The organism is Streptomyces sp. NPDC005496 (assembly GCF_042872045.1).
Taxonomy (GTDB): Bacteria; Actinomycetota; Actinomycetes; order Streptomycetales; family Streptomycetaceae; genus Streptomyces.
Genome location: NZ_JBIAJQ010000005.1, coordinates 480600 through 503175, shown reverse-complemented (window position 1 = coordinate 503175; position 22576 = coordinate 480600). Strand labels below are relative to the sequence as shown.

General features: G+C 69.3%; 24 protein-coding genes. 11 read left to right on the top strand and 13 right to left on the bottom strand.

Translation table 11 applies throughout. The features are described 5' to 3' along the window. Positions 1-28 precede the first annotated feature (28 nt). Entirely contained in the window at positions 29-1549 is a 1521-nt protein-coding gene (locus ACFYQQ_RS18340; protein ID WP_355782336.1) for a YibE/F family protein, read from the top strand. Positions 1550-1593: 44 nt separating this feature from the next. Here the strand turns inward: ACFYQQ_RS18340 and ACFYQQ_RS18335 are convergent, their stop codons facing one another. The 4 genes from ACFYQQ_RS18335 to ACFYQQ_RS18320 all read right to left on the bottom strand — a co-directional run bounded on the left by ACFYQQ_RS18335 (position 1594) and on the right by ACFYQQ_RS18320 (position 3946). Beyond that, positions 1594-2031 (bottom strand): SsgA family sporulation/cell division regulator, encoded by a 438-nt coding sequence (locus ACFYQQ_RS18335; protein WP_355782333.1) that lies wholly within the window; start codon positions 2029-2031, stop codon positions 1594-1596. A gap of 99 nt (positions 2032-2130) precedes the next feature. Beyond that, entirely contained in the window at positions 2131-2922 is a 792-nt protein-coding gene (locus tag ACFYQQ_RS18330; RefSeq protein WP_388904839.1) for an IclR family transcriptional regulator, read from the bottom strand. Positions 2923-3221: 299 nt separating this feature from the next. Next, positions 3222-3434: a DUF5326 family protein gene (locus tag ACFYQQ_RS18325; RefSeq protein WP_355782330.1), complete on the bottom strand. Its 213-nt coding sequence runs from the start codon at positions 3432-3434 to the stop codon at positions 3222-3224. Between the two features lie 194 nt (positions 3435-3628). Beyond that, positions 3629-3946: a cupin domain-containing protein gene (locus ACFYQQ_RS18320; protein ID WP_121404964.1), complete on the bottom strand. Its 318-nt coding sequence runs from the start codon at positions 3944-3946 to the stop codon at positions 3629-3631. 80 nt (positions 3947-4026) lie between these two features. Here ACFYQQ_RS18320 and ACFYQQ_RS18315 point away from each other — a divergent pair, with 80 nt between their 5' ends. The 4 genes from ACFYQQ_RS18315 (at position 4027) to ACFYQQ_RS18300 (ending at position 7470) form a co-directional block, all read left to right on the top strand. Continuing rightward, positions 4027-4407, top strand: coding sequence for a phage holin family protein (locus ACFYQQ_RS18315; RefSeq protein WP_355785372.1), 381 nt, complete (start codon positions 4027-4029; stop codon positions 4405-4407). A 180-nt stretch (positions 4408-4587) separates the two neighbouring features. Further along, complete coding sequence (locus ACFYQQ_RS18310; protein ID WP_355785369.1) at positions 4588-5733, top strand: cystathionine gamma-lyase; 1146 nt, start codon at positions 4588-4590, stop codon at positions 5731-5733. Positions 5734-5967: 234 nt separating this feature from the next. Further along, positions 5968-6873, top strand: a complete 906-nt coding sequence (locus tag ACFYQQ_RS18305) for a LysR family transcriptional regulator (RefSeq protein ID WP_355785366.1) — start codon at positions 5968-5970, stop codon at positions 6871-6873. Between the two features lie 114 nt (positions 6874-6987). Continuing rightward, positions 6988-7470 carry an NUDIX hydrolase gene (locus tag ACFYQQ_RS18300; protein ID WP_355785363.1) on the top strand — a complete coding sequence of 161 codons (483 nt, stop codon included), beginning with the start codon at positions 6988-6990 and terminating at the stop codon, positions 7468-7470. A 23-nt stretch (positions 7471-7493) separates the two neighbouring features. Here the strand turns inward: ACFYQQ_RS18300 and ACFYQQ_RS18295 are convergent, their stop codons facing one another. Further along, positions 7494-9059, bottom strand: a complete 1566-nt coding sequence (locus tag ACFYQQ_RS18295) for a globin domain-containing protein (RefSeq protein WP_355785360.1) — start codon at positions 9057-9059, stop codon at positions 7494-7496. An 876-nt stretch (positions 9060-9935) separates the two neighbouring features. Between ACFYQQ_RS18295 and ACFYQQ_RS18290 the strand changes: the two genes are divergently transcribed. Then, positions 9936-10802 carry a GNAT family N-acetyltransferase gene (locus ACFYQQ_RS18290; RefSeq protein ID WP_355785357.1) on the top strand — a complete coding sequence of 289 codons (867 nt, stop codon included), beginning with the start codon at positions 9936-9938 and terminating at the stop codon, positions 10800-10802. Between the two features lie 72 nt (positions 10803-10874). On the opposite strand, the gene ACFYQQ_RS18285 is transcribed toward ACFYQQ_RS18290, so the two are convergent. Continuing rightward, a complete protein-coding gene (locus ACFYQQ_RS18285; RefSeq protein ID WP_355785374.1) occupies positions 10875-11294 on the bottom strand; it encodes a heme-binding protein in 420 nt (139 codons plus the stop codon). Positions 11295-11437: 143 nt separating this feature from the next. After that, on the bottom strand, positions 11438-12646 hold the full coding sequence (locus ACFYQQ_RS18280; RefSeq protein WP_356163670.1) for an MFS transporter: 1209 nt from the start codon (positions 12644-12646) through the stop codon (positions 11438-11440). 142 nt (positions 12647-12788) lie between these two features. On the opposite strand from ACFYQQ_RS18280, the gene ACFYQQ_RS18275 reads away from it, so the two are divergent. Continuing rightward, positions 12789-13247, top strand: coding sequence for a MarR family transcriptional regulator (locus ACFYQQ_RS18275; protein ID WP_355794591.1), 459 nt, complete (start codon positions 12789-12791; stop codon positions 13245-13247). Between the two features lie 60 nt (positions 13248-13307). After that, positions 13308-13760 carry a GNAT family N-acetyltransferase gene (locus ACFYQQ_RS18270; protein WP_355794589.1) on the top strand — a complete coding sequence of 151 codons (453 nt, stop codon included), beginning with the start codon at positions 13308-13310 and terminating at the stop codon, positions 13758-13760. Positions 13761-13826: 66 nt separating this feature from the next. Here ACFYQQ_RS18270 and ACFYQQ_RS18265 read toward each other — a convergent pair whose 3' ends face one another. After that, entirely contained in the window at positions 13827-15212 is a 1386-nt protein-coding gene (locus tag ACFYQQ_RS18265) for a serine hydrolase domain-containing protein (RefSeq protein ID WP_356238101.1), read from the bottom strand. A 179-nt stretch (positions 15213-15391) separates the two neighbouring features. Continuing rightward, positions 15392-16870, bottom strand: a complete 1479-nt coding sequence (gene dnaB / locus ACFYQQ_RS18260; protein ID WP_356163673.1) for a replicative DNA helicase — start codon at positions 16868-16870, stop codon at positions 15392-15394. A 459-nt stretch (positions 16871-17329) separates the two neighbouring features. Here dnaB and ACFYQQ_RS18255 point away from each other — a divergent pair, with 459 nt between their 5' ends. Further along, complete coding sequence (locus ACFYQQ_RS18255) at positions 17330-18667, top strand: MATE family efflux transporter (RefSeq protein WP_388904838.1); 1338 nt, start codon at positions 17330-17332, stop codon at positions 18665-18667. 146 nt (positions 18668-18813) lie between these two features. Here ACFYQQ_RS18255 and rplI read toward each other — a convergent pair whose 3' ends face one another. The 4 genes from rplI to rpsF form a co-directional block, all read right to left on the bottom strand. Next, on the bottom strand, positions 18814-19260 hold the full coding sequence (gene rplI / locus ACFYQQ_RS18250; RefSeq protein ID WP_121404978.1) for a 50S ribosomal protein L9: 447 nt from the start codon (positions 19258-19260) through the stop codon (positions 18814-18816). Positions 19261-19278: 18 nt separating this feature from the next. Next, a complete protein-coding gene (gene rpsR / locus ACFYQQ_RS18245; protein WP_003949403.1) occupies positions 19279-19515 on the bottom strand; it encodes a 30S ribosomal protein S18 in 237 nt (78 codons plus the stop codon). A gap of 45 nt (positions 19516-19560) precedes the next feature. Beyond that, positions 19561-20154, bottom strand: coding sequence for a single-stranded DNA-binding protein (locus tag ACFYQQ_RS18240; RefSeq protein WP_356163675.1), 594 nt, complete (start codon positions 20152-20154; stop codon positions 19561-19563). 78 nt (positions 20155-20232) lie between these two features. Further along, positions 20233-20523, bottom strand: a complete 291-nt coding sequence (rpsF, locus tag ACFYQQ_RS18235; protein ID WP_028804085.1) for a 30S ribosomal protein S6 — start codon at positions 20521-20523, stop codon at positions 20233-20235. A 286-nt stretch (positions 20524-20809) separates the two neighbouring features. Between rpsF and ACFYQQ_RS18230 the strand changes: the two genes are divergently transcribed. Both ACFYQQ_RS18230 and femX read left to right on the top strand, forming a co-directional pair. Next, entirely contained in the window at positions 20810-21124 is a 315-nt protein-coding gene (locus tag ACFYQQ_RS18230) for a hypothetical protein (RefSeq protein WP_356238099.1), read from the top strand. A 209-nt stretch (positions 21125-21333) separates the two neighbouring features. Next, on the top strand, positions 21334-22455 hold the full coding sequence (gene femX / locus ACFYQQ_RS18225) for a peptidoglycan bridge formation glycyltransferase FemX (RefSeq protein ID WP_355794318.1): 1122 nt from the start codon (positions 21334-21336) through the stop codon (positions 22453-22455). Positions 22456-22576 lie beyond the last annotated feature (121 nt).

Genomic DNA, 22576 nt, shown 5'->3' with positions numbered 1-22576 from the left:
CCCCCTCCGTTCTTGCGATGATCGGTCGGTGACCACGACGCAGCAGCCCCCGTATCCGCCCTCCGAGCCGCCGCACGGACACGGCGCCGGCCCCGGTTCCGGCCACGGGTCCGTACCCGGCCCCGGCCCCGGTGACGGCCCCCGCCGTGGACCGGGTGGCGGCGGCGGTCCCGGGCCGGGTGGTGGCAGCGGCCCCGGGTCAGGCGGCGGGCACGGTCCTGCGCCGGGCGACGGACACGGTCACTCGCACAGCCACGGCCCGGCAGCCCCCGTCTCCAAGCATCTCCGCAAGGTCATCGCCGCGATCCTGATCCCGTTCGCAGCCGCGGTCGTCGTGGGCCTGGTGGTGCTCTGGCCGGGCGGGGCACCCTCGCACGAGCGGACCGGCGTCGGCTTCGACCGGCAGACCCAGGGAGCCACGGTCACCCAGGTCGACGAGGTGGACTGCAAGTCCGTCAACGCCTCGGGGGACACTCCGACCGGTGACACCTCCACCGCCGAGGGGTCCTCCGCGCAGCAGCAGGCGACGGGCGACTGCAAGAAGGCGACCATCCGGATCGACACCGGCAAGGACAAGGGCCGCACCTTCACCGAGATCGTCCAGCCCGACCAGTCACGGCAGTTGCACGAGGGCGAGAAGGTCGTGGTCGCCTACGAACCCTCGGCGCCCGTGAACCTCCAGTACTCCGTCACCGACGTGAACCGGAAGCTCCCCATGGCGCTCCTCGCCGGGATCTTCGCGCTGGCCGTCGTCGTGGTGGGCCGGCTGCGCGGTGTCATGGCGCTGGTCGCGCTGGCCGTGAGCTTCCTCATCCTGACGTTCTTCATCCTGCCCGCGATCCTGCAGGGTTCGAATCCCCTGGTCGTGGCGGTGATCGGGGCCAGCGCGATCATGCTGATCGCCCTCTACATGTGCCACGGCCTCTCGGCCCGGACCTCGGTCGCGGTACTGGGCACGCTGCTGTCCCTGCTGCTGATCGGCGTGCTGGGCTCGGGATTCATCGACTGGGCCGCGCTGACCGGCAACGTGGACGACAACACCGGCCTCATCCACGGCCTCTATCCGTCCATCGACATGAGCGGCCTGCTGCTCGCCGGCGTCATCATCGGCTCGCTCGGCGTGCTCGACGACGTGACGGTCACCCAGACCTCAGCCGTCTGGGAACTGCACCAGGCCGACCCGACGATGGGCTGGCGCGGGCTGTACCGGGCGGGGATCAGGATCGGCCGCGACCACATCGCCTCCGTCGTCAACACCCTGGTGCTGGCGTACGCGGGCGCGGCCCTACCTCTCCTGCTGCTGTTCTCGATCGCCCAGAGCAGCGTCGGAACGGTCGCCAACAGCGAGCTGGTCGCCGAGGAGATCGTGCGCACCCTGGTCGGCTCGATCGGCCTGGTCGCCTCCGTTCCGGTGACCACGGCGCTGGCCGCCCTCGTGGTCTCGGCGGACCGCAAGGACAGCTCGGGCGTTCCGGCACCCGCGGGCGCCACGGCTCCGCGACTCAGGGCCCCGGCACGCGGCGGGAAGGGCCGCCGGCGCAAGCACTGAGCGGAGAGGAAGCGTTACTCCACTGGGGCAGGCGGTCGGGCGGATCAGCCCGCGCTCTGCTCCTCCGCCAGGATGCGGTCCAGCGCCTCGTCGAGGTGGGTGTCGAAGTCCGCGAGGGAACGCTCCTGCCCGAGCGGCACCAGCTTGTCCGTACGGTCGAGGAAGGCCACCAGCGGGGCCGTACCGGACCGGAACAACGCGTGGTCGCACCCCACCTGAAGCCGGATCAGCACCTCACCGAACGCCTCGGGGTCCGCGGGGGTGATGTGCACATCCCCGTCACCGCACGGCCGGCCCACCCCGTCGATCAGCAGCTCCCGGCCGAACGCCCACGTCACCGGTGCGTCACCGGGCAGGTGGAAGGTCAATCGCACGGCGAAGGGATCACTGGTCTCATAACGGAGTTCCACCGGAATGCGGAAGGAGAGCTCCTCCGATACGAGAAAGCTCATCATCACTTCTGCCTGCACCGACTCGCGCATCGTCAACCCCGTCGTTTGCCGTCGACTGGCCAGGAATCATCCTCCTGACACTGCTGGCATCTTGCTCAACGTACACGGCAGATCACAAGGAGTGAGTTTTCAGATGCTGATAGAGATCGTCAGCGTTCCCAGCATCCGGCCGATTTCGGCCTGCAGCTGACGGGCCACGGGCAGCAGTCGGTCCACCTGATGGAAGGGCAGGGAAATGGCCACTGTGGCGGCCGTCGCCCCCGCCGTGATGGGCAGCGCGGCGCACACCGTCCCGAGGGCGTACTCCTGCCGTTCCACGATCGGTTCCATCCGCCTCGCCCTTTCCAGGCGGCGCAACAGGGTCCGTTCGTCACGCACCGTGTTCGGAGTGATGGACTGCACCGGGTAGCGGGCAAGGTGGTCCCGGCGGCCCTCCTCGTCGAGCTGGGACAGCAGGCACTGGCCGATCGCGTGGGCGTGGCCGGTCTCCCGGAAATCCGCCCACTCCTCCACCGCCGGGCTGCCCGGAGTGTCGGCGACGGACACCACCTCGATCTCACCGTCGCGGTAGATGGCGTAGTAGATGGGCACACCGAGCGCCTCGCTCCACTGGGAGAGCGCGTCATTGACCGTGCTGCGACGTTTCTGCTGTGCTCCGCTGCTGCCCAGCCGCTCGGCCGCCTCACCGAGGAAGAACAGCCCCTTCTCCCGGTGCAGATAGCCCTCGTGGACCAGCGTGCGCAGCAGGTGGTAGGCCGTCGGCAGGGCGAGGCCGGCCTCACGGGCCAGCTGTTTGGCGGGGGCTCCGCTCTCGCGTGCCGCCACGGCCTCCAGCAGGCGCATCGCCCGCTGGACGGAGCCGATGAGGGTCGTGTGCGGCTCCGGGGGCGCCGCCTCGGTGGGGGACGTGCGTGGCTGCACGGGCGGGACGCGCGTCCCCGCCGGTGTGTTCGATCGCTGGATGGGTGGAGCGGGTGATTCTGCGGGTGCGGTGTCAACCGTGGCCAAGGGTCACTCCCGGAGCGCGAGGAGGGCCGCCCGTGCGGGGGAACACGGGAGGAGGGTGCGCCGCCCGCGGGGGTCTGCCCCGCGTCGATTCCGGACTTTAACCGCCCGCCACCGCTCGCCGGCCGCCCGCGCGGGAAACTTCCCCCGGGCGAGGGAACCTCAGCTTCCTGTTTCCCGTTGCCCGTTACCCACCGGACGGACCCGCTTCGGCGTCACCAGTCGCTGCGCGAGGAGGAACTCGACATGAACTTCCGTACGACGTAGATCAGTCCGCCGACCAGCGCGACGAAGACCAGCACCTTGAACAGCAGCCAGATCACCACGCTGACGACGCTGACTATCACGCTGCCGAAGACGACCAGGGCGATGACCGGCACCGCGACCCACTTCACCCACCACGGCATACCGTTGAAGATCTCTCGCATCGCCCCGTCCTCACCTCTTCGCCCGTCGCCCCGGGTCCGGGACTGTGCTTTTCCGGGAAATCGGACCTCCGGAACGCATGCCGTCCGGATCTTTGACGTCCTGCTTCGATGCTATGGCCGGGGAGGGGGCCGCCGGGGGCCCGGCGCCCCTTGTCTCCCCCTGAACGGTCCCCTAGGGAACCCTGAGGCGCGACTCAGCTCTCGGGCGGAGAGAAGACCACCAGGACCCGCAGGTCCTCGGTGATGTGGTGGAACTTGTGGGCGACGCCCGCGGGCACGTAGACGACGCTGCCCCGCCCGACCTGGGTCGTCTCCAGGCCGACGGTGATCGAGGCCCGGCCGCTGACGACGAAGTACACCTCGTCCTGCTGGTGGGGCTTCTGCGGGTCAAGTTCGCCCGCGTCCAGGGCGTACAGGCCCGCCGACATGTTCCGTTCACGCAGGAACTGCAGGTAGGCACCGTCGTTGGCGGCGCGTTCCGCCTCCAGTTCGTCCAGCCGGAATGCCTTCATCGACCTCGTCCGCTCCTGTGCGCCCACGACCGTGATCACAGCCGTATGGTGAATCGATCTCTTCTGCCACGATCAGACACATGAAGAATTTCGTAGTCAAGACGATCGCCAACGCGGGAGCCCTGGCCGTCGCCGTGTGGCTGCTCGACAAGATCACCCTGACCGGCGACAGCACCGGCAAGGAGATCGGCACGCTGATACTCGTCGCGCTGGTCTTCGGCCTGGTGAACTTCCTGGTCAAGCCGGTCGTGAAGGTGCTGACCTTCCCTCTGTTCATCCTCACCCTGGGTCTGATCACCCTCGTGGTCAACGCCCTGATGCTGCTGCTGACCTCATGGCTGGCCGGCGAACTCGACCTGAGCTTCCACGTGGAGGGCTTCTGGACGGCCGTGCTGGGCGGACTGATCATCTCGGTGGTGTCCTGGGCGCTGAACGTCGTCCTGCCCGACAACGACGACTGAGCACCGGCCGACGCGACCCCTGGAGGCCGGCCGCCGCGATCCCGGTGGCGGCGCCGATCCGGACGCACCCGATCCGTATGACGGACGTCCGGACGGCTTCGCGGGGTGTCCTGAGAGGGTGGGGGCGGCGGGCGCTGGTCCGCTCGCCGCGATCCACCAGCACGTGAAGGGACGGGCAGCATGACTTCCGGGGAATTCGGTACGGAGACCGGTGACGGCACGCGCGCGGTACGGGCCGGACTGCCCGAACCCGTCAAGTACGAGCCGACGCTCCCGGGTCCCGTCTTCGCGGCCCACTTCCATCTGCCGGGCGATCCCACGGGCCCGTACACCTACGGCCGGGACGAGAACCCGACCTGGACGCTCCTGGAGCGGGCCATCGGCGAGCTCGAGTCACCCAAGGACGGCGGGGTCACCACACTCGCCTTCCCGTCGGGGATGGCCGCCATCTCGGCCGTCCTGTTCTCCCAGCTGCGCGCCGGTGACGCCGTGGTCCTGCCGGACGACGGCTACCAGGTCCTGCCGCTGGTGCGCGAGCAGCTGACCGCCTACGGCATCGAGGTGCGCACCGCTCCGACCGCCGGCGACGCGCAACTCGACGTGCTCGACGGCGCGAAGCTGCTGTGGATCGAGACCCCGTCCAACCCGGGCCTGGACGTGTGCGACGTGCGGCGGCTCGTCGCGGCCGCGCATGCGCAGGGCACCCTCGTCGCCGTCGACAACACACTGGCGACCCCGCTCGGCCAGCGTCCCCTCGAACTCGGCGCCGACTTCTCGGTGGCCAGCGGCACCAAGATGCTCACCGGGCACGGCGACGTCCTGCTCGGTTACGTGAGCGGGCGGACCGCCGAACTGATGGTCCCCGTCCGCCGCTGGCGCAAGATCGTGGGGGCGATTCCGGGCCCCATGGAGGCCTGGCTCGCGCACCGCTCGCTCGCCACTCTCCAGCTGCGGGCCGACCGGCAGAACGCCAACGCCCTCGTGATCGCCGAGGCGCTGCGCGGCCGTCCCGAGGTGAGCGGGCTGCGCTACCCCGGGCTGCCCGACGACCCCTCGCACAAGATCGCGTCTCAGCAGATGCGGCGCTTCGGGTGCGTGGTCTCGTTCACGCTGCCCACGCGCGCGCGTGCCGAACGTTTCCTCGGCGCGCTGCGGCTCGTGGACGACGCGACCAGCTTCGGCGGGGTCCGGTCCACGGCCGAACGGCGCGGCCGGTGGGGCGGGGACGCGGTGCCGGAGGGCTTCATCCGCTTCTCGGCCGGTGCCGAGGACCCGCAGGACCTGGTCGCGGACGTGCTGCGCGCGCTCGACGAGTCGGCGGAGTGACGGCCGCCTGACCATCGGGTGCGTCCACAGGCGTCGCCGGACGGGCGGCCGCGCGCACGAAGACGGTCCGAGCCTCCCCCCTCGTGGCTCGGACCGTCGCGGGTCTCCGCGCGAAGAACCGTGCCCACAAGGCTAGTTGACTCTGTGTCAGTGTCCAATCACGGTAGCGACAGAGACCTATCGACTTATTTATAGTTGGGGTTCGCTCGGGGGTGCTGGGAGGGGAGGGGCAGCATGGATCTGGCCCTGCTGCGCACCTTCGTGACCGTGCACCGGGCCGGTTCCTTCACTCGTGCCGCCGCTCTGCTGGGCCTCTCGCAACCCGCGGTGACCTCGCAGATCCGCACGCTGGAACGCCAGCTGGGCCGGCCTCTCTTCCTGCGTCAGGCCCGCGGGGTGACGCCCACGACCATCGGCGACGAGCTCGCCCACAAGGCGGCCCCGCATCTGGACGCCCTGGTGGAGATCACCGCGTCCGGCCTGGACGAGGACGCGTCCGCACGCACCCTGCATCTGGCGGGCCCTCCGGAGTTCACCGCGGAACGGGCGCTCCCCGCTCTCACGGAGCTCACCGGTGACGACGGCCAGGGCCTCGCGCTGCGCGCTTCCTTCGGGAACGCGGAGGAGACGTTGGAGGGACTCGCCGCCGGCCATCATGATCTGGCCATCACGACGGCCCGCCCCCGGGGCGCCCTGCTCACCTCGACTGCGCTCTGCGACGAGGAGCACGTCCTGGTGGCCGCCCCGAGCTGGGCCGCCCAGATCGGCGCCGGAGAGCTGCGCTGCAAGGGCTCCCACGCCCTCGAAGGCCTTCCCGTGGTCGAGGTGCACGAGTCGCTGCCGCTCGTCTCCCGGTACTGGGCCTCCGTCTTCGACTCCCGGCCCGCCGCCTCGGGCACCGTCATCGTGCCCGACCTGCGCGCCGTCCTCGCCTGCGCCGCCGCCGGAGCCGGCCTCGCGGTGCTGCCGCGCTACCTGTGCTCCCACGCGCTGGACGCCGGAGACGTCGTGCCCCTGCACGACCCGGCAGTGCCGCCGCTGCGCACGTACTTCCTCGTGGTGCGCACCGGGACACTGGCGATGCCCCACATCGCCCGGGCCTACGAGTGGCTGCTGCACGCAGCGGGGGAATGGAGCTGAGTCCCTGTCCTGGCCTCGCTCCTGTCCGACGGCGCGGTCGGCGCTGAGAGCTCTTCTGACGTCCTCCCGGCTGCGCGATGTTTCACGTGGAACCAGCCGGGCCACATTTCTCCCATGACCGTTCGACCCGTGGTCAAGCGCACCGCCCGCGCCATCCTGCTCGATGGCGACGACCTGATCCTCATCAAGCGGACCAAGCCCGGCGTCGATCCCTACTGGCTCACCCCGGGCGGTGGCGTCGAGCCCGAGGACACGACCGTCGTCGACGCCCTCCACCGAGAGCTCCACGAGGAACTCGGCGCCAAGATCACCGACGTGGTCCCCTGCTTCGTCGACACGGTCGAGCACATCGGCGAGGACGGCGGCGCGAGCGGCGTGAAGGTCCAGCACTTCTTCGTCTGCCACCTCGAAGCCATGGACCCCGCCCAGCGCCACGGACCCGAGGTGGACGAACCGTGCGGTGAGTACGAGATCGTGCGGATCCCCTTCACCCGGGTCGGCATCGCTTCCGTCCACCTGGTCCCGCTGTCCCTGCGGCACTATCTCGACGGCAACATCGAGGGCGTACGCGCGATGCACGCCCCCGATCTCGGCTGACACCGGTCCGGGCCTCCGCCGGATCAGCTGCCGGCCGCGACCAGTTCCTCCACGGAGTCGTGCCGGATGCGGTCCGAGGGGATGCCGATGTCCCGCAGCGCGTCCACTCCGCTGCGGATCATGCCGGGCGGTCCCGACAGATAGGCGTCGTACTCGTTCCACGGGCCGTACTCGCGTACGGCGTCGGGGAGCTGCAGATGCGCCTGCTGGTCGACGATCGGGCGCACCGACAGCCAGGGATGGCTCTGCTGGAGCCGCAGCATCGTGTCGATGTCGTACAGATCCTGTCCGGTACGGGCGCCGTAAAAGACCTCCATCGGGCGCCGCTCCCCGTGCTCGGCGACGTCCTCGACCAGTGCCTTGATGGGGGCGATCCCGGTCCCGCCGCCCAGGCACAGCAGGCCGCTCCCGGTGGTGTGGTCCACGGTCATCGTGCCCGCGGGCGGTCCGAGCCGGATGGTGTCTCCGGGTCTGGCCCGGTGCACCAGCGCGTTGGACACCCAGCCTGCCGGCACGGCTTTCACGTGGAACGACAGCAGCCCGTCGCTGCGCGGCGCCGAGGCGAACGAGTAGTGCCGCCAGATCCGCGGCCACCAGGGCGTCTCGACACTGGTGTACTGCCCCGCGAGGAAGGGGTAGGGCTGGTCCGGACGGACGGTGAGCACCGCTATGTCGGAGGTCCGCAGCTCGTGCGACACGATCTCCGCGTGCCACCAGGCGGGGGCCCGCAGTTCGTCGGCTGCCGCCGCGTCGATCATGACCTGGGAGATCGTCGTGTACGCCCGCACCCAGGCCGCCTCCGTCTCCTCGTCCCAGACCGACGAGGCGTACCGGCTCAGGGCGCCGATGAGGCATTCGCCGACGGCCGGGTAGTGCTCGGGACGCGTGCCGTACTTGCGGTGGCCTCGACCGAGGTTCTTCAGATAGGCGACCAGGACGTCGGTGTTGTCGATGTGCTCGGCCGCCGTCAGCAGCGCCCTGAGCAGACGGTCCCGCTGGGTGTCCATCGCGGCGGGGAAGAGCTGCCGCAGGTCGGGGTGGCGTACGAAGAGCAGCGCGTAGAAGTACGAAGTGACCTTGTCGGCGACCGGAGCGACCTCGGCCATGGTCCGCTGGATCAGCACGGCGTCGGGAGAGGCCGCGGGGGCCGACCGGGGCAGCTGCGCGGGTGCTTGCGGCACCGGCGTCGCGGCGGGGTACGCGGGAGAGCTGTGCCGTCGGATCTCGGCGGGGCCGTTGGCGGCCCCTGTGCGTATGCCGTCGAAGGCCGGTCGGGGGGCGGGGCCCGGGGTGGGAACGGAGGCGGCCCGGCCTGGCTCCTGCGCCTCGGCGGCCGGAGTGGTGACCGGTACCCCCGTCGGCACGGCTGCGGACGCCTGAGCCGCCTGACCCATTCGTTCCTGTCCCGGCGCGTTCTCGCCCTTCGAGGACCTGCCGCGCGGCCGCATCCCCGCCAGGCGGTTGCCCTCCGGCGCGTCGGCCGTCTCTCCGACGGTGGCCTCAGGCTTGGTGCGCGGCGTGAACCAGCCGCCTCCGCCTTCGGCGCCGGATGTGCCGTTGTCGGCCGGCGTAGTGGTCGGAGCGTCCATGGTGTGCCTCGCCTCGAACATCTTTCGGTCGGTCTGCGCACTTCCTCGGTCGGAAGATGCCTGCTTTCCCACGCAGACGGTTTTCCTTTGTGTCCCCGTTCAGTCCTGCCCGCCGCTACGGCCGCCTTGGAGCCGCGTTCCCGTCCCGTACCGACAAGTAAGCCGAGAGCGTGACATCGGCCACCCCATTCCCGCAGCGTCCCATCGCCGGGCTGCCGCCGACCGCATAGCGGAAAATGACGTGTTCGATCTCTCCGTCCCGATACGCTGCATTGGCCTGCGTTCGTGAGCCGTGAAGCCGTCCAGCACCCCGGTCACGAACCGGAGTCGACCCTACCGGCCGACGACCCACACACAAGTCCTTCCTTGGTCCACCGCTAATGCTCTGGGCCGAACCACCAATTCCCTCAATTACCGGGCGTGCCGCACCAATTCATAGGCACCCCACAGATCCCGGCCCACGTGGGAGTGGATGCCAGGCCCGCCGGGTGCCGATCGGCGTTGAGCGCGACGGATACCGGGACAATGTCGAACAGGCTCCGGTCGGACAGCGAGTCGCCACACGCGAAGCCGTCCGTACGGCTCACCTCGAATTCTTCACAGAGTCGGTCCGCGATCTGCACCTTGGCGCCGCGCCGAGAATTCCCACCACCGCCAACGGCTCACCGGCTCGTCGGGGCACGGACGACGAGGCCGGTTCCCTCATCGAGTACGCCTGGCCGGGGTCCGCCGTTCAAGTCGGGAGGACGTTCCGCGGTGTTTCACGTGAAACATCTGCCAGTACGGTGTGCGGTTCTGCGCGAGATGGCCGAAAAAGCGGCCGTCCGGACGCAAACCGGTGGACGTCACGGGTTCCTTTCGTACAGCCTGACCTGCGTGTCGACACCTTCCCTCACCGCTCTGCCCATCCGCCGACTGACGGTCCGCGATCTCGCCGCCTGCGCCGACCTGTCCGAGAACCGGGGATGGCCCCGCGAGGAACACAAGTGGGGCCTCCTGCTGGCAGCGGGCACCGGATACGGCATCGACGATCCCGAGGGAGGACTCGTCACCGCCTGTGTCGTCACCGAGTACGGCCCCCGGGACCGCCCCGGCCTTGGCGCCATCGGCATGGTGCTGGTCGCCGACCGGCATGCGCGCCTGGGCGTCGGCCGCCGCTTGATGAGCCATGTCGTCGCGGAGATGGGAACCACCCCGCTGACCCTCCACGCCACCCCGTCCGGGCGCCCGCTCTACGAGCAGCTGGGCTTCAAGACCATCGGCCGCGCGGAGATGATCCGCGGTCGCTTCCTGCCGGACGGCACGGAACCTCGGATCGTCACCCGGTCCGCCACCGCCGAGGACCTGACGACGATCGTGCGGCTCGACGAGGAGGTCTTCGGCCCCGACCGTACGCACGTGATCACGCGGCTGCCTGCCTTCGCCGACCAGCTGCGCGTCGCGGAGGAGAACGGCCGGATCATCGGTTACGCAGCTGCCTGGCCGAACATGGAGACGCACGTCGTGGGTCCACTGATCGCCCGGGACACGGAGACGGCCAAGGCGCTTGTCGCCTCGCTCGCGGCGCACACGGACCGCCCGCTGCGCACCGACATCGACGTCCGGCACGACGAGCTGCTGACCTGGCTGAAGGAGCACGGCCTGGCACCCGTCGCCTTCAACGACGTCATGACCTACGGCATCTCGGAACTGCCCGGCGACTGGACGCGGCGTTTCGCTCCGCTGACCGTCGCAGCGGGCTGAGCATTCTCCCTACGGACGGAAGCCGGCCCCCGGTGATGCGGGAGCCGGCTTCGGTCAGTGAGCGGTGATGTCTCAGGCGAGCGCCTGTACGGCCGCGGTCGCGAAACCGTGGTCCTGCTCGGGCGCTCCGCCGCCGACCCCGACGGCGCCGATCAGTCGGCCGTCACGGTGGACCGGTACACCGCCGGCGATGAACAGCAGCGGACGGTCCAGCGCGGTGGGCAGCGTGTGGAAGAGGCCGCCGGGCTGGACCGCGTCGACGAGATCGGCGGTGGCGGAGTCCAGCTGGAGCGCCGTGTAGGCCTTGCGGGTGCTGGTCTCGCCGGAGATCAGCACGGCGCGGTCGTCCCGCCGGAAGGCGAGCAGGTGGCCGCCCGCGTCGAGGACGGTGACGCTGACCGTGACCCCGGCGGCCTCGGCGGCACGGCGGGCCTCGGTGACGAGGAGTTCGGCGTCCTGGATGGTCAGCGGGGCGACAGCGGCGGTGGTGATGGTCATGAGGAGTTCTCCTTGCGGGGTGGTACCGGGCGTCCGCCGTGACGGGCGCTCGTTCGGAACATGCGGAGTGACGGTTCTCGGCCCGGGGCGGGGACGGCCCTGTCCCCCCCCCCCCCCCCCCCCGTCGGAACCGGGGGTCAGTGGTGGAGGGGGGCGGGCTGTTCGGTCGGGGTGGCACCCGCGACCACCGTGCTCCTGGCTCCGGCCCGACGCTCCAGACCGGCGGACAGCACGGCCAGGACGAGGGCGGCGGCGGCGAGGACGGCGCCCACCCAGTTCGGGGCGGTGTAGCCGAGGCCCGCCGCGATGACGATGCCGCCGAGCCAGGCGGACAGGGCGTTGCCGAGGTTGAAGGCGCCGATGTTCACCGCCGAAGCCAGCGTGGGGGCGCCGTGCGCCTGGTCGAGGACGCGCTTCTGCAGGGGCGGCACGGTCGCGAAGCCCAGGGCGCCGATGAGGGCGATGGTGATAGCCGCGAGGACCTTGTTGTGCGCGGTGAAGGTGAAGAGCGCGAGCACCACGGCGAGGCCGCCCAGGGACACATACAGCATCGGCATCAGGGCGCGGTCGGCGAACTTCCCGCCGATGAGGTTGCCGCCGACCATGCCGAGCCCGAAGAGGACCAGGAGCCAGGTGACGGAGCCGTCGGCGAAGCCCGCGACGTGCGTCATCATCGGCGCGATGTAGGTGATGGCCGCGAAGACGCCGCCGAATCCGAGGACGGTCATCGCCATGGCGAGCAGCACCTGCACGTTCTTGAAGGCGGCCAGCTCGTGACGGAGGTGTACGCCCTCGGGCTTCGGCAGATCGGGCACCAGCTTGGCGATGCCGAGGAATCCGATCACGCCGAGCACGGCCACACCGGCGAAGGTGACCCGCCAGCCGGCGGACTGCCCGATCAGTGTGCCCAGCGGGACACCGACCACATTGGCGATGGTGAGTCCGCTGAACATCATGGCGATGGCGCCGGCCTTCTTCTCCGGGGCGACCAGCTCCGCGGCTACGACCGAGCCGATGCCGAAGAACGCTCCGTGCGCCAGCGAGGCGACCACACGGCCCACCAGCATCAGTCCGAAGACGGGGGCGACGGCGGAGAGCAGGTTGCCGAGGACGAACAGCCCCATCAGCAGCATCAGCATCCGCTTGCGGGACACCTTCGTACCGAGCGCGGTCATGATCGGAGCGCCGATCACCACGCCGAGGGCGTAGCCGGTCACCAGCAGTCCGGCGGTGGGGATGGAGACCCCGAAGTCACCGGCGACCTGGGGCAGCACGCCCATGATCACGAATTCGGTGGTGCCGATTCCGAAGGCCCCGATCGCGAGGGCCAGTAGCGCGAGAGGCATGCGTGGATGCACCTTCCCAGAAGATTGCAGGAGCTCTTAGCGTGCGTTCACAATAGTTGCAGACGCGGGCTATATGCAAACGCGGTCTATTGCGTTCGTGCTCTATCCTGGTTCCAGCCGCTCCGGGACGGAGGAGAACGCCATGACAGCGACGGACCCCGCGCTCACTGCCCTTGCCCAGGGCTGGTGCGCCCTCTCTCTTCTGCACGGGAGGATCGAGGCGCACATCGAGCGCGCCCTGCAGGCCAAGCACGACCTGAGCGCACGGGAGTACTCGCTGCTCGACGTGCTCAGCCGGCAGCACGACGGCGAGGGAGGCCATCTGCAGATGAAGCAGGTCGCCGACGCGGTCGTCCTCAGCCAGAGCGCCACCACCCGGCTGGTCACCCGGCTCGAGGACCGCGGACTCCTCTCCCGCTACCTCTGCCCCACCGACCGCCGCGGCATCTACACGAACGTCAGCGAGGCGGGCCTCAAGCTGCTCGAAGAGGCGCGTCCGACCAACGACGCCGCTCTCCGGGAGGCGCTGGACGCGGCGGCGAAGGTTCCCGAACTGGCCCCGCTGGTCCGGGTCGTGGAGTCAGTGAGCGTGCCCGCGTAACTCGGGGCGCGGGTCCTCCCGTACCTGCGGGAAGTGACCAGGGCCGCTTAGGCTGCGGCCATGGGAGATCTTGAGATACGACCGGCCGCCGCCGACGATGTGCCCGCCGTGGTCGCCATGCTCGCGGACGACCCGCTGGGGGCCCAGCGCGAGTCCCCGGACGACCTGACGCCCTATCTCGCGGCGCTGGAACGCCTCAGGGCCGACCCGAACCAGCACCTCGTGGTCGCCGCGCGCGAGGGCCGCGTCGTCGGCACGCTCCAGCTCACGATCGTTCCCGGCCTCTCCCGCAAAGGTGCGACCCGGTCGATCGTCGAGGGCGTACGGGTCCACGCGGACGAACGTGGCAGTGGCCTCGGAACGCAGCTCATCGAGTGGGCGATCGAGGAATCCAGGCGCCAGGACTGCCAGTTGGTCCAGCTCACCTCCGACGTCACCCGCACCGACGCGCACCGCTTCTACGAGCGGCTCGGCTTCACCGCCTCGCACGTCGGCTTCAAGCTCCCACTCTGACGGGCTTCCAGCGGCTGGGCCGCGTCCTGTTTCACGTGAAACAGGACGCGGCCCCCGCGACGTCGCCTACCTGATCCCGCGCCAGCCCTCGGGGTCGACGCCACCCGGCACCTGAGCCGACTCGTCGTACGGCTGGCGGGTGAACACGAACGACCCGAGGTCCAGGTGGCTCACCGACCCGTCAGGCCGTCGTACGGCTCGTAGCGGCTCTCCGGCGTAGTAGCCGTCCAGCCCCGTCCACGTACCGTCACCGTTCGGCCGGAAACGCGACCGGCGGCCTCCGCCGGCCAGCGGCCCCAGCGAGAGGCCCTCGTCGGCCGACAGGCGCAGCGCGAACGCCAGAGTGCCCCAGTACCACTGGCCGGCCAACTCCAGTACGTCACGGTCGACTTCCGGCAGCGGCCTCCACGGTGCCGGAATGCGCGGCTCGGCCTCCGCCACCACACGTACGAGTTCGGCCGCCAGGTTCGACACCAGCGGGCCGGAGGTGCAGTTGGCCAGCACGACCGCCGCCAGATCGTCCTCCACGCTGACCGTCAGGTTGGCGAGGAAGCCCGGCAGTGACCCGGAATGACCGACGAGGATCCGCCCGTCCCGATGCTGGATCTGCATGCCCAGTCCGTACGCGGAACCGGCTGACACGTCCGCGACCTCCGCGGGAGCGGCGGGCGTACGCATCTCCCGTACGGAATCCGCGCTGAGCACCCGGTCGTCGCCCCGGGTGAGGAAGACCGCGAAGCGGGCCAGATCGTCGGTGGTGGACCAGAGCTGCCCCGCCGGCGCCATCCGTCCGAGGTCCTCGGTGGGCTCCGGCAGCATCACGTCCGCCCACGGATGCACCGCCCAACCGCCCGCGTGCGGTGCCCGCGGACTCCCACTCGTGCGGTGCAGGCCGAGCGGCTCGAGCACCTCGCGCCGCAGCACGTCCTCCCAGGGCGCGCCGCGCAACTCCTCGATCAGAGCGCCGAGCAATGTGTACCCGGGGTTCGAGTAGTGGTGTCGCCGACCGACCGGATGCCGCAGCGGCTGCTCGCCCAGCACATCGGCGAGTTCCGGGCGCAGCGAGCCGGGCGTGCGCTCCCACCACGGAGCGGGTGACTCGGCCGCCAGTCCGCCGGTGTGCGCGAGCAGTTCGGCGATGGTCGCCTCCCCCGCGCCGGTGCCCGGCAGGTGCTTCTCCAGCGGGTCGCCGAGATCCAGCACGCCCTCGTCCCGAAGGCGCAGGACGAGAACGGCGGTGAAGGTCTTGGTGATCGAACCGATCCGGTACTGCACGTTCCCGTCCGGGCCGTGCCCCTCCACCGACGTGCGCGAGCCCGTCCACACCGGCTGCCCGTCCCGGACGACCGTCGCGACCAGGGACGGAGCACGCCCCTCGGCCTGCGCGGTGGCGATGCGGTGGAGCAGGGTTCGGCGCGTGGCGGGAAGCAACTCTTCCTGAGGCGATGTCATGCGCCCAGTCCACCCCGCCCGACACCCCACGTCGAGCGCATTTCATCCGAGCCTCTCCGCAAAGCGAAACGGCCCGCGCCGCAGACGTCAGGCAGGATGCCGGCCAACCTCCAACGGCCGTCTGTCCGGCGTCGCCTCTGAGGCTGGGGCAGCGAACGTAAGACGTGCAGCCGCACCTGTCAGGTCTGTGCCATGTCCACGAAGCGGGAGTAGTGGCCCTGGAAGGCGACGGTGATGGTCGCCGTCGGGCCGTTACGGTGCTTGGCCACGATCAGGTCGGCCTCGCCGGCACGCGGGGACTCCTTCTCGTACGCGTCCTCGCGGTGCAACAGGATGACCATGTCGGCGTCCTGCTCGATGGAGCCGGACTCACGGAGGTCCGAGACCATCGGCTTCTTGTCGGTGCGCTGCTCGGGACCACGGTTGAGCTGCGACAGCGCGATGACCGGGATCTCCAGCTCCTTGGCCAGCAGCTTGAGGTTTCGGGACATGTCCGAGACCTCCTGCTGGCGGCTCTCGGCGCGCTTGGAGCCACCGGCCTGCATCAGCTGGAGGTAGTCGATGACGACCAGCCGGATGTCGTTGCGCTGCTTGAGGCGGCGGCACTTGGCCCGGATCTCCATCATCGACAGGTTGGGCGAGTCGTCGATGAAGAGCGGGGCGGCCGAGACGTCCGGCATCCGGCGGGCCAGGCGGGTCCAGTCCTCGTCGGTCATCGTGCCGGAACGCATGTGGTGCAGGGCGACGCGGGCCTCGGCGGACAGCAGACGCATCGCGATCTCGTTGCGGCCCATTTCGAGCGAGAAGATGACGCTGGGCAGGTTGTTCTTGATCGACGCGGCCCGGGCGAAGTCCAGCGCGAGCGTGGACTTACCCATGGCGGGACGGGCGGCGATGACGATCATCTGTCCCGGGTGCAGACCGTTCGTGAGCGAGTCGAAGTCCGTGAAGCCGGTCGGCACGCCGGTCATCTCGCCGCTGCGCGAACCGATCGCCTCGATCTCGTCGAGCGCGCCCTCCATGATGTCGCCGAGCGGGAGATAGTCCTCGCTGGTGCGCTGCTCGGTGACCGCGTAGATCTCCGCCTGCGCGCTGTTGACGATCTCGTCCACGTCGCCGTCGGCGGCGTATCCCATCTGCGTGATGCGCGTGCCCGCCTCCACCAGGCGGCGCAGGACGGCGCGCTCGTGGACGATCTCCGCGTAGTACTCGGCGTTGGCCGCGGTGGGAACGGTCTGGACGAGGGTGTGCAGATACGACGCGCCGCCGACCTTGGTGATCTCGCCACGCTTGGTGAGCTCCGCCGCGACCGTGATCGGGTCGGCCGGCTCGCCCTTCGCGTACAGATCGAGGATCGCCGTGTAGATGGTCTCGTGAGCGGGCCGGTAGAAGTCGTGGCCCTTGATGACCTCCACGACGTCCGCGATGGCGTCCTTGGACAGGAGCATGCCACCGAGAACCGACTGCTCCGCGTCCAGGTCCTGCGGCGGGACCCTCTCGAAGGCTGAACCTCCGCCGTCCCACTCACCGCCCTCGCGGCCTCGTTCGTGCTGCTCCTCGCGGCCCCGTCCACCGTCACGGCGCTGGCGGGAGGCGGGCAGACGATCACTGGGACCGCTGTCGGCCCACGGGTCGTCCAAGGGCTCGGAAATACTCACCGAGCCACCTCCTCCCGTCCGCCGAGCGGACCTAGCCGTGCCCCTCTTTTCTACGGCACGGCACTGACAAATGAGCGGCCCAACTCCGGTTCTGACGCGTCGGTTTTGCCAGGTTTCCGAGGACGGAGGAGAGAGCGGGCGCCGCCCTACGGTAGGCCCGCGGGCACCGTCAGCCAATCTGGTTATCCACAGGCCATGTGGACGACGGCCCGGATGCTGTGGAGAACCCGGCAAAACCTGTGCACGAGCCGGTGGACAGCCCTGTGAACAAGCCCTCAGTCCCCTCACCAAAGCGGCGCTGACCTGCCGTTTTCCGTTCCACCGGCTGTGCAGAAGAAAAACTTTCCCGGTCAGCCCAAGATCTCCTCGAACACTGCACGACGACACCTCTCACTCGCCCACCAGTAAGGGTCTATGAAGGTTTGCATCTCTTACCTGTGGAAGATTAGATTGGTGCTCATGACACAGGCTCCCGCGGCACCCAGGTCCGCCCTGCGCCGGCACGACAGAGAGATCGTCGCGCTCACCGTTCCGGCCTTCGGCGCCTTGGTCGCCGAGCCTCTCTTCGTGATGGCCGACAGTGCGATCGTGGGCCACCTCGGCACCGCTCAACTGGCCGGCCTCGGCGTCGCCTCGGCCCTCCTCATGACTGCCGTGGGCGTCTTCGTCTTCCTGGCCTACGCCACCACGGCCGCCGTCGCCCGGCGGGTGGGAGCGGGCGACCTGCGAGCGGCGATACGTCAGGGCATGGACGGCATCTGGCTTGCGCTCCTCATCGGCGCGACCGTCATCGCCATCACCATGCCGACGGCACCCGCCCTCGTGGAACTCTTCGGAGCATCGGAGACAGCCGCTCCCTACGCGGTCACCTATCTGCGGATCTCGGCCCTCGGCATCCCGGCCATGCTCGTGGTGCTCGCTGCCACAGGCGTTCTGCGCGGACTGCAGAACACGAAGACACCGCTCTATGTCGCCGTCGCCGGCTTCGTGACGAACGCGGCTCTCAACGTGGGCCTGGTCTACGGCGCCGGCCTGGGTATCGCCGGCTCCGCCTGGGGCACCGTCATCGCCCAGTTCGGCATGGCGGCGAGCTATCTGTACGTCGTCGTCCGGGGCGCCCGTAAGCACGGTGCCTCGCTGCGGCCCGATCTCGGCGGCATCCGGGCCTGCGCCCAGGCCGGCGCCCCGCTCCTGGTACGCACCCTGTCCTTGCGGGCGATCCTCCTGATCTCGACCGCGGTCGCTGCCGGGCTCGGGGACGCGGACATGGCCGCGCACCAGATCATCGTCTCGCTGTGGAATCTGCTCGCCTTCGCACTCGACGCGATCGCCATCGCCGGCCAGGCCATCATCGGCCGCTATCTCGGTGCCGAGGACGCCGAGGGTGCTCGCGACGCCTGTCGGCGGATGGTGCAGTGGGGTATCGCCGTCGGGATCGTCCTCGGCCTGTTGGTCGTACTAACCCGGCCGCTGTTCCTTCCGCTCTTCACCAGCGATTCCGTCGTCCAGAACATCGCGTTGCCCGCACTCCTCGTGGTGGCGATCGCTCAGCCGGTCTCCGGCATCGTCTTCGTGCTGGACGGCGTCCTCATGGGTGCCGGAGACGGGCCGTATCTAGCAGGGGCCATGGTTCTGACACTCGCGGTCTTCGCACCCGTCGCACTGCTCGTGCCCGTCCTCGGCGGTGGGCTGACCGCTCTCTGGCTCGCGATGACGTTCATGATGACGATGCGCCTGCTGACCCTGTGGCTCCGGTCCCGGTCGGGACGCTGGATCGTCACCGGCGCCACCCGCTGACGGCTGGCAGCTGGTGTGTTTCACGTGAAACGGCTTGTTTCACGTGAAACAAGCCGAGGCGCCGACCCCACGGGAACGGCCAAGACGTGAAGAAGGGCCGCACCCAGGGGGTGCGGCCCTTCTCTCAGCTATGCCGAGCGCTGCACTCAGGCAGCGACAACCTCGATGTTGACCTTGGCGGCAACCTCGGGGTGGAGACGCACGGACGTCTCGTGGGCGCCCAGGGTCTTGATGGGCGAGCCCAGCTCGATGCGGCGCTTGTCGACCTCGGGGCCACCAGAAGCCTTGATCGCCGAGGCGATGTCAGCCGGGGTGACGGAACCGAAGAGACGACCGGCGTCGCCGGAGCGGACGGCAAGGCGGACCTTGACGCCCTCGAGGCGGCCCTTGATCTCGTTGGCCTGCTCGATGGTCGCGATCTCGTGGATCTTGCGAGCGCGACGAATCTGCTCGACGTCCTTCTCGCCGCCCTTGGTCCAGCGGATCGCAAAGTTCCGCGGGATCAGGTAGTTGCGAGCGTAACCGTCCTTGACGTCGACGACGTCGCCCGCGGCACCGAGGCCGGAGACCTCGTGGGTGAGGATGATCTTCATGTGTCTGTCACCCTTCCCTTATCGCGCGGTGGAGGTGTAGGGCAGCAGCGCCATCTCACGGCTGTTCTTCACAGCCGTGGCGACGTCACGCTGGTGCTGCGTGCAGTTGCCGGTCACGCGGCGGGCACGGATCTTGCCGCGGTCGGAAATGAACTTCCGCAGCATGTTCGTGTCCTTGTAGTCCACGTACGTGACCTTGTCCTTGCAGAAAGCGCAGACCTTCTTCTTCGGCTTGCGCACAGGCGGCTTCGCCATGGTGTATCTCCTGTGTGATCAAGAAGTGGGGGTACGAACCCGCCCTTAGAAGGGGGGCTCGTCCGAGTAGCCGCCGCCGGAGCCGCCGGAGCTTCCGCCCCAGCCGCCGCCACCGCCGCCGCCCTGGTTGCCGCCGCCGGCAGGAGCGCTGGTCGCCCAGGGGTCGTCGGCGGGAGCGCCGCCGCCCTGCTGACCGCCGCCGGAGCTTCCGCCCCAGCTGCCGCCCTGCTGGCCGCCGCCACCGCCGCCGCCGTAACCGCCCTGGCCGCCTCGACCGGTGGTCTTGGTGACCTTGGCCGTGGCGTTCTTCAGGCTGGCGCCGACTTCCTCGACGTCCAGCTCGTAGACCGTGCGCTTGACGCCCTCACGGTCCTCGTAGGACCGCTGCTTCAGCCGGCCCTGCACGATCACGCGCATGCCTCGCTGGAGCGACTCTGCGACGTTCTCCGCCGCCTGACGCCAGACCGAGCAGGTCAGGAACAGGCTCTCGCCGTCCTTCCACTCGTTGGTCTGACGGTCGAAGGTGCGGGGGGTGGACGCGACACGGAACTTCGCGACCGCCGCACCGGAAGGGGTGAAGCGCAGCTCGGGGTCGTCGACAAGATTGCCGACGACCGTGATGACGGTCTCGCCTGCCATGGGGGAACCTCTCGGCGGGTTTGCTGCTGGCTGCTTGGTGCTGCTACTCGGATCCCGAGATCAGCTGAGCTGGTGAGCTCAGTGGGTCTCGGGGCGGAGGACCTTGGTCCGGAGGACCGACTCGTTCAGGTTCATCTGGCGGTCGAGCTCCTTCACGACCGCAGGCTCGGCCTGCAGGTCGATGACCGAGTAGATGCCCTCGGGCTTCTTCTTGATCTCGTACGCGAGACGACGACGGCCCCAGGTGTCGACCTTCTCGACCTTTCCGTTGGCCTCACGGACCACGGAGAGGAAGTTCTCGATCAGCGGGGAGACAGCACGCTCCTCGAGATCGGGGTCGAGGATGACCATCACTTCGTAGTGACGCATGTGGAACCCACCTCCTTTGGACTCAGCGGCCACGGTCGTTCCGTGGCAGGAGGGTTGTTATGCGTGAGCAACGGTATCCGCCGCCACTGACAATGGGTTTCTCGCTCGGGGATCCGAGCGGGAGTCCCTGTCGTGACGTGGCCACGGCCTGGGCAGACACCGGTGCAGAGAGTACAGAGTACCCGCACGGTGGCTTCCGGTTGAAATCCGGCCGGGGAGACCGTCAGTCTGTACACATCGGGTGTGAATGGCGCTACGATGCGCCACCTTCCGCAGGAGGTGCCCTATGGCACAGACAATGCGACCCAACATCGGCGGTTCCCTGCTCGCGAGCGACGGCAAGCCCCACCCCCTCCAGGACACCCTGGTCTGGGTGACCGCCGTCCTCGGCGTCGTCGCCTTCGTGACCGCGATGTTCCACAACCTCCATCTGATCAGCTCCTGGACGGGCCTGATCGGCATCTTCACCGGCGCCTACGGACAGTTCGTCTCCGAGACCACCCGGGAACGTTTCGGGCTGATCCTGGGGCTCGGCGCCTCGGCCTTCGGTTTCTTCCTCGGCATGGCCCACGGCGGCCTCTTCGGAGGCGTGATCAGCTGACCGGGCCGCCCGCTCGGCACGGGTCCGGCGGCCGGCCGGCGCACAGTCGGCCGCGCGGCCCGACAGCACCCCTCGCCTCCCCGGCGGCCCGTCGGCCGGGGGCGAGGTCGCATACGGCCAATCGGGGCGCTCGCGGGGCGCAGTAGGCTTCGGCGCGAGAGCCGGAGCCCCTGTACCCATGGGGACAGACCAGCCGAGGAGCGCCCCGAATGAGCCTGACCCTGAGGACCATCAGCCGAGAGCAGCATCTGGCATACATCCAGAGCCTGCCCTCGGCCAGCCACATGCAGGTCCCCGCCTGGGCAGATGTGAAGGCGGAGTGGCGCTCCGAGAACCTCGGATGGTTCGACGACAGGACCGGTGAGATGGTCGGCGCCGGGCTCGTCCTGTACCGCCAGCTCCCGAAGATCAAGCGCTATCTCGCGTACCTGCCCGAAGGCCCGGTCATCAACTGGTTCGCCCCGAACCTCGACGACTGGCTCCAGCCGATGCTGGCGCACCTCAAGCAGCAGGGCGCCTTCTCCGTGAAGATGGGCCCGCCGGTGATCATCCGGCGCTGGGAGGCCACGTCCATCAAGGGCGGCATCCAGGACCCCGACGTGAAGCGCCTGCGCGACATCGAGGCGGACTTCATCGAGCCCCGCGCCTTCGAGGTCGCGGACAAGCTGCGCCGCATGGGCTGGCAGCAGGGTGAGGACGGCGGCGCCGGCTTCGGCGACGTGCAGCCCCGCTACGTCTTCCAGGTGCCGCTGGCGAACCGGTCCCTCGAAGAGGTCCACAAGAACTTCAACCAGCTGTGGCGCCGCAACATCAAGAAGGCCGAGAAGGCGGGCGTCGAAGTCGTCCAGGGCGGCTACCAGGACCTGGAGGAGTGGCAGCGGCTCTACGAGATCACCGCGCTGCGCGATCACTTCCGGCCCCGGTCGCTCTCGTACTTCCAGCGCATGTGGACGGCCCTCAACACCGAGGACCCCAACCGCATGCGGCTCTACTTCGCCCGGCACAACGGGGTGAACCTGTCCGCGGCCACGATGCTCGTCGTCGGCGGCCACGTCTGGTACTCCTACGGCGCCTCGGACAACATCGGCCGCGAGCACCGGCCCTCCAACGCGATGCAGTGGCGGATGCTGCGCGACTCGTACGCCCTCGGCGCGACGGTGTACGACCTGCGCGGCATCTCCGACTCGCTGGACGAGACGGACCACCTCTTCGGTCTGATCCAGTTCAAGGTGGGCACGGGCGGCCAGGCGGCCGAGTACCTCGGCGAGTGGGACTTCCCGCTCAACAAGCTGCTCCACAAGGCTCTCGACATCTACATGTCGCGTCGCTGACCCGGACCGGTCCGCCCGCCGCGCGCACTCTCCGGCGCGGTGTCACCGCAAAGTCGCGGCGGATCCGCCACACTTTCGTTTCATCACTCTGATTCACCGCAGCCACGAGAAAGGTTCCGGG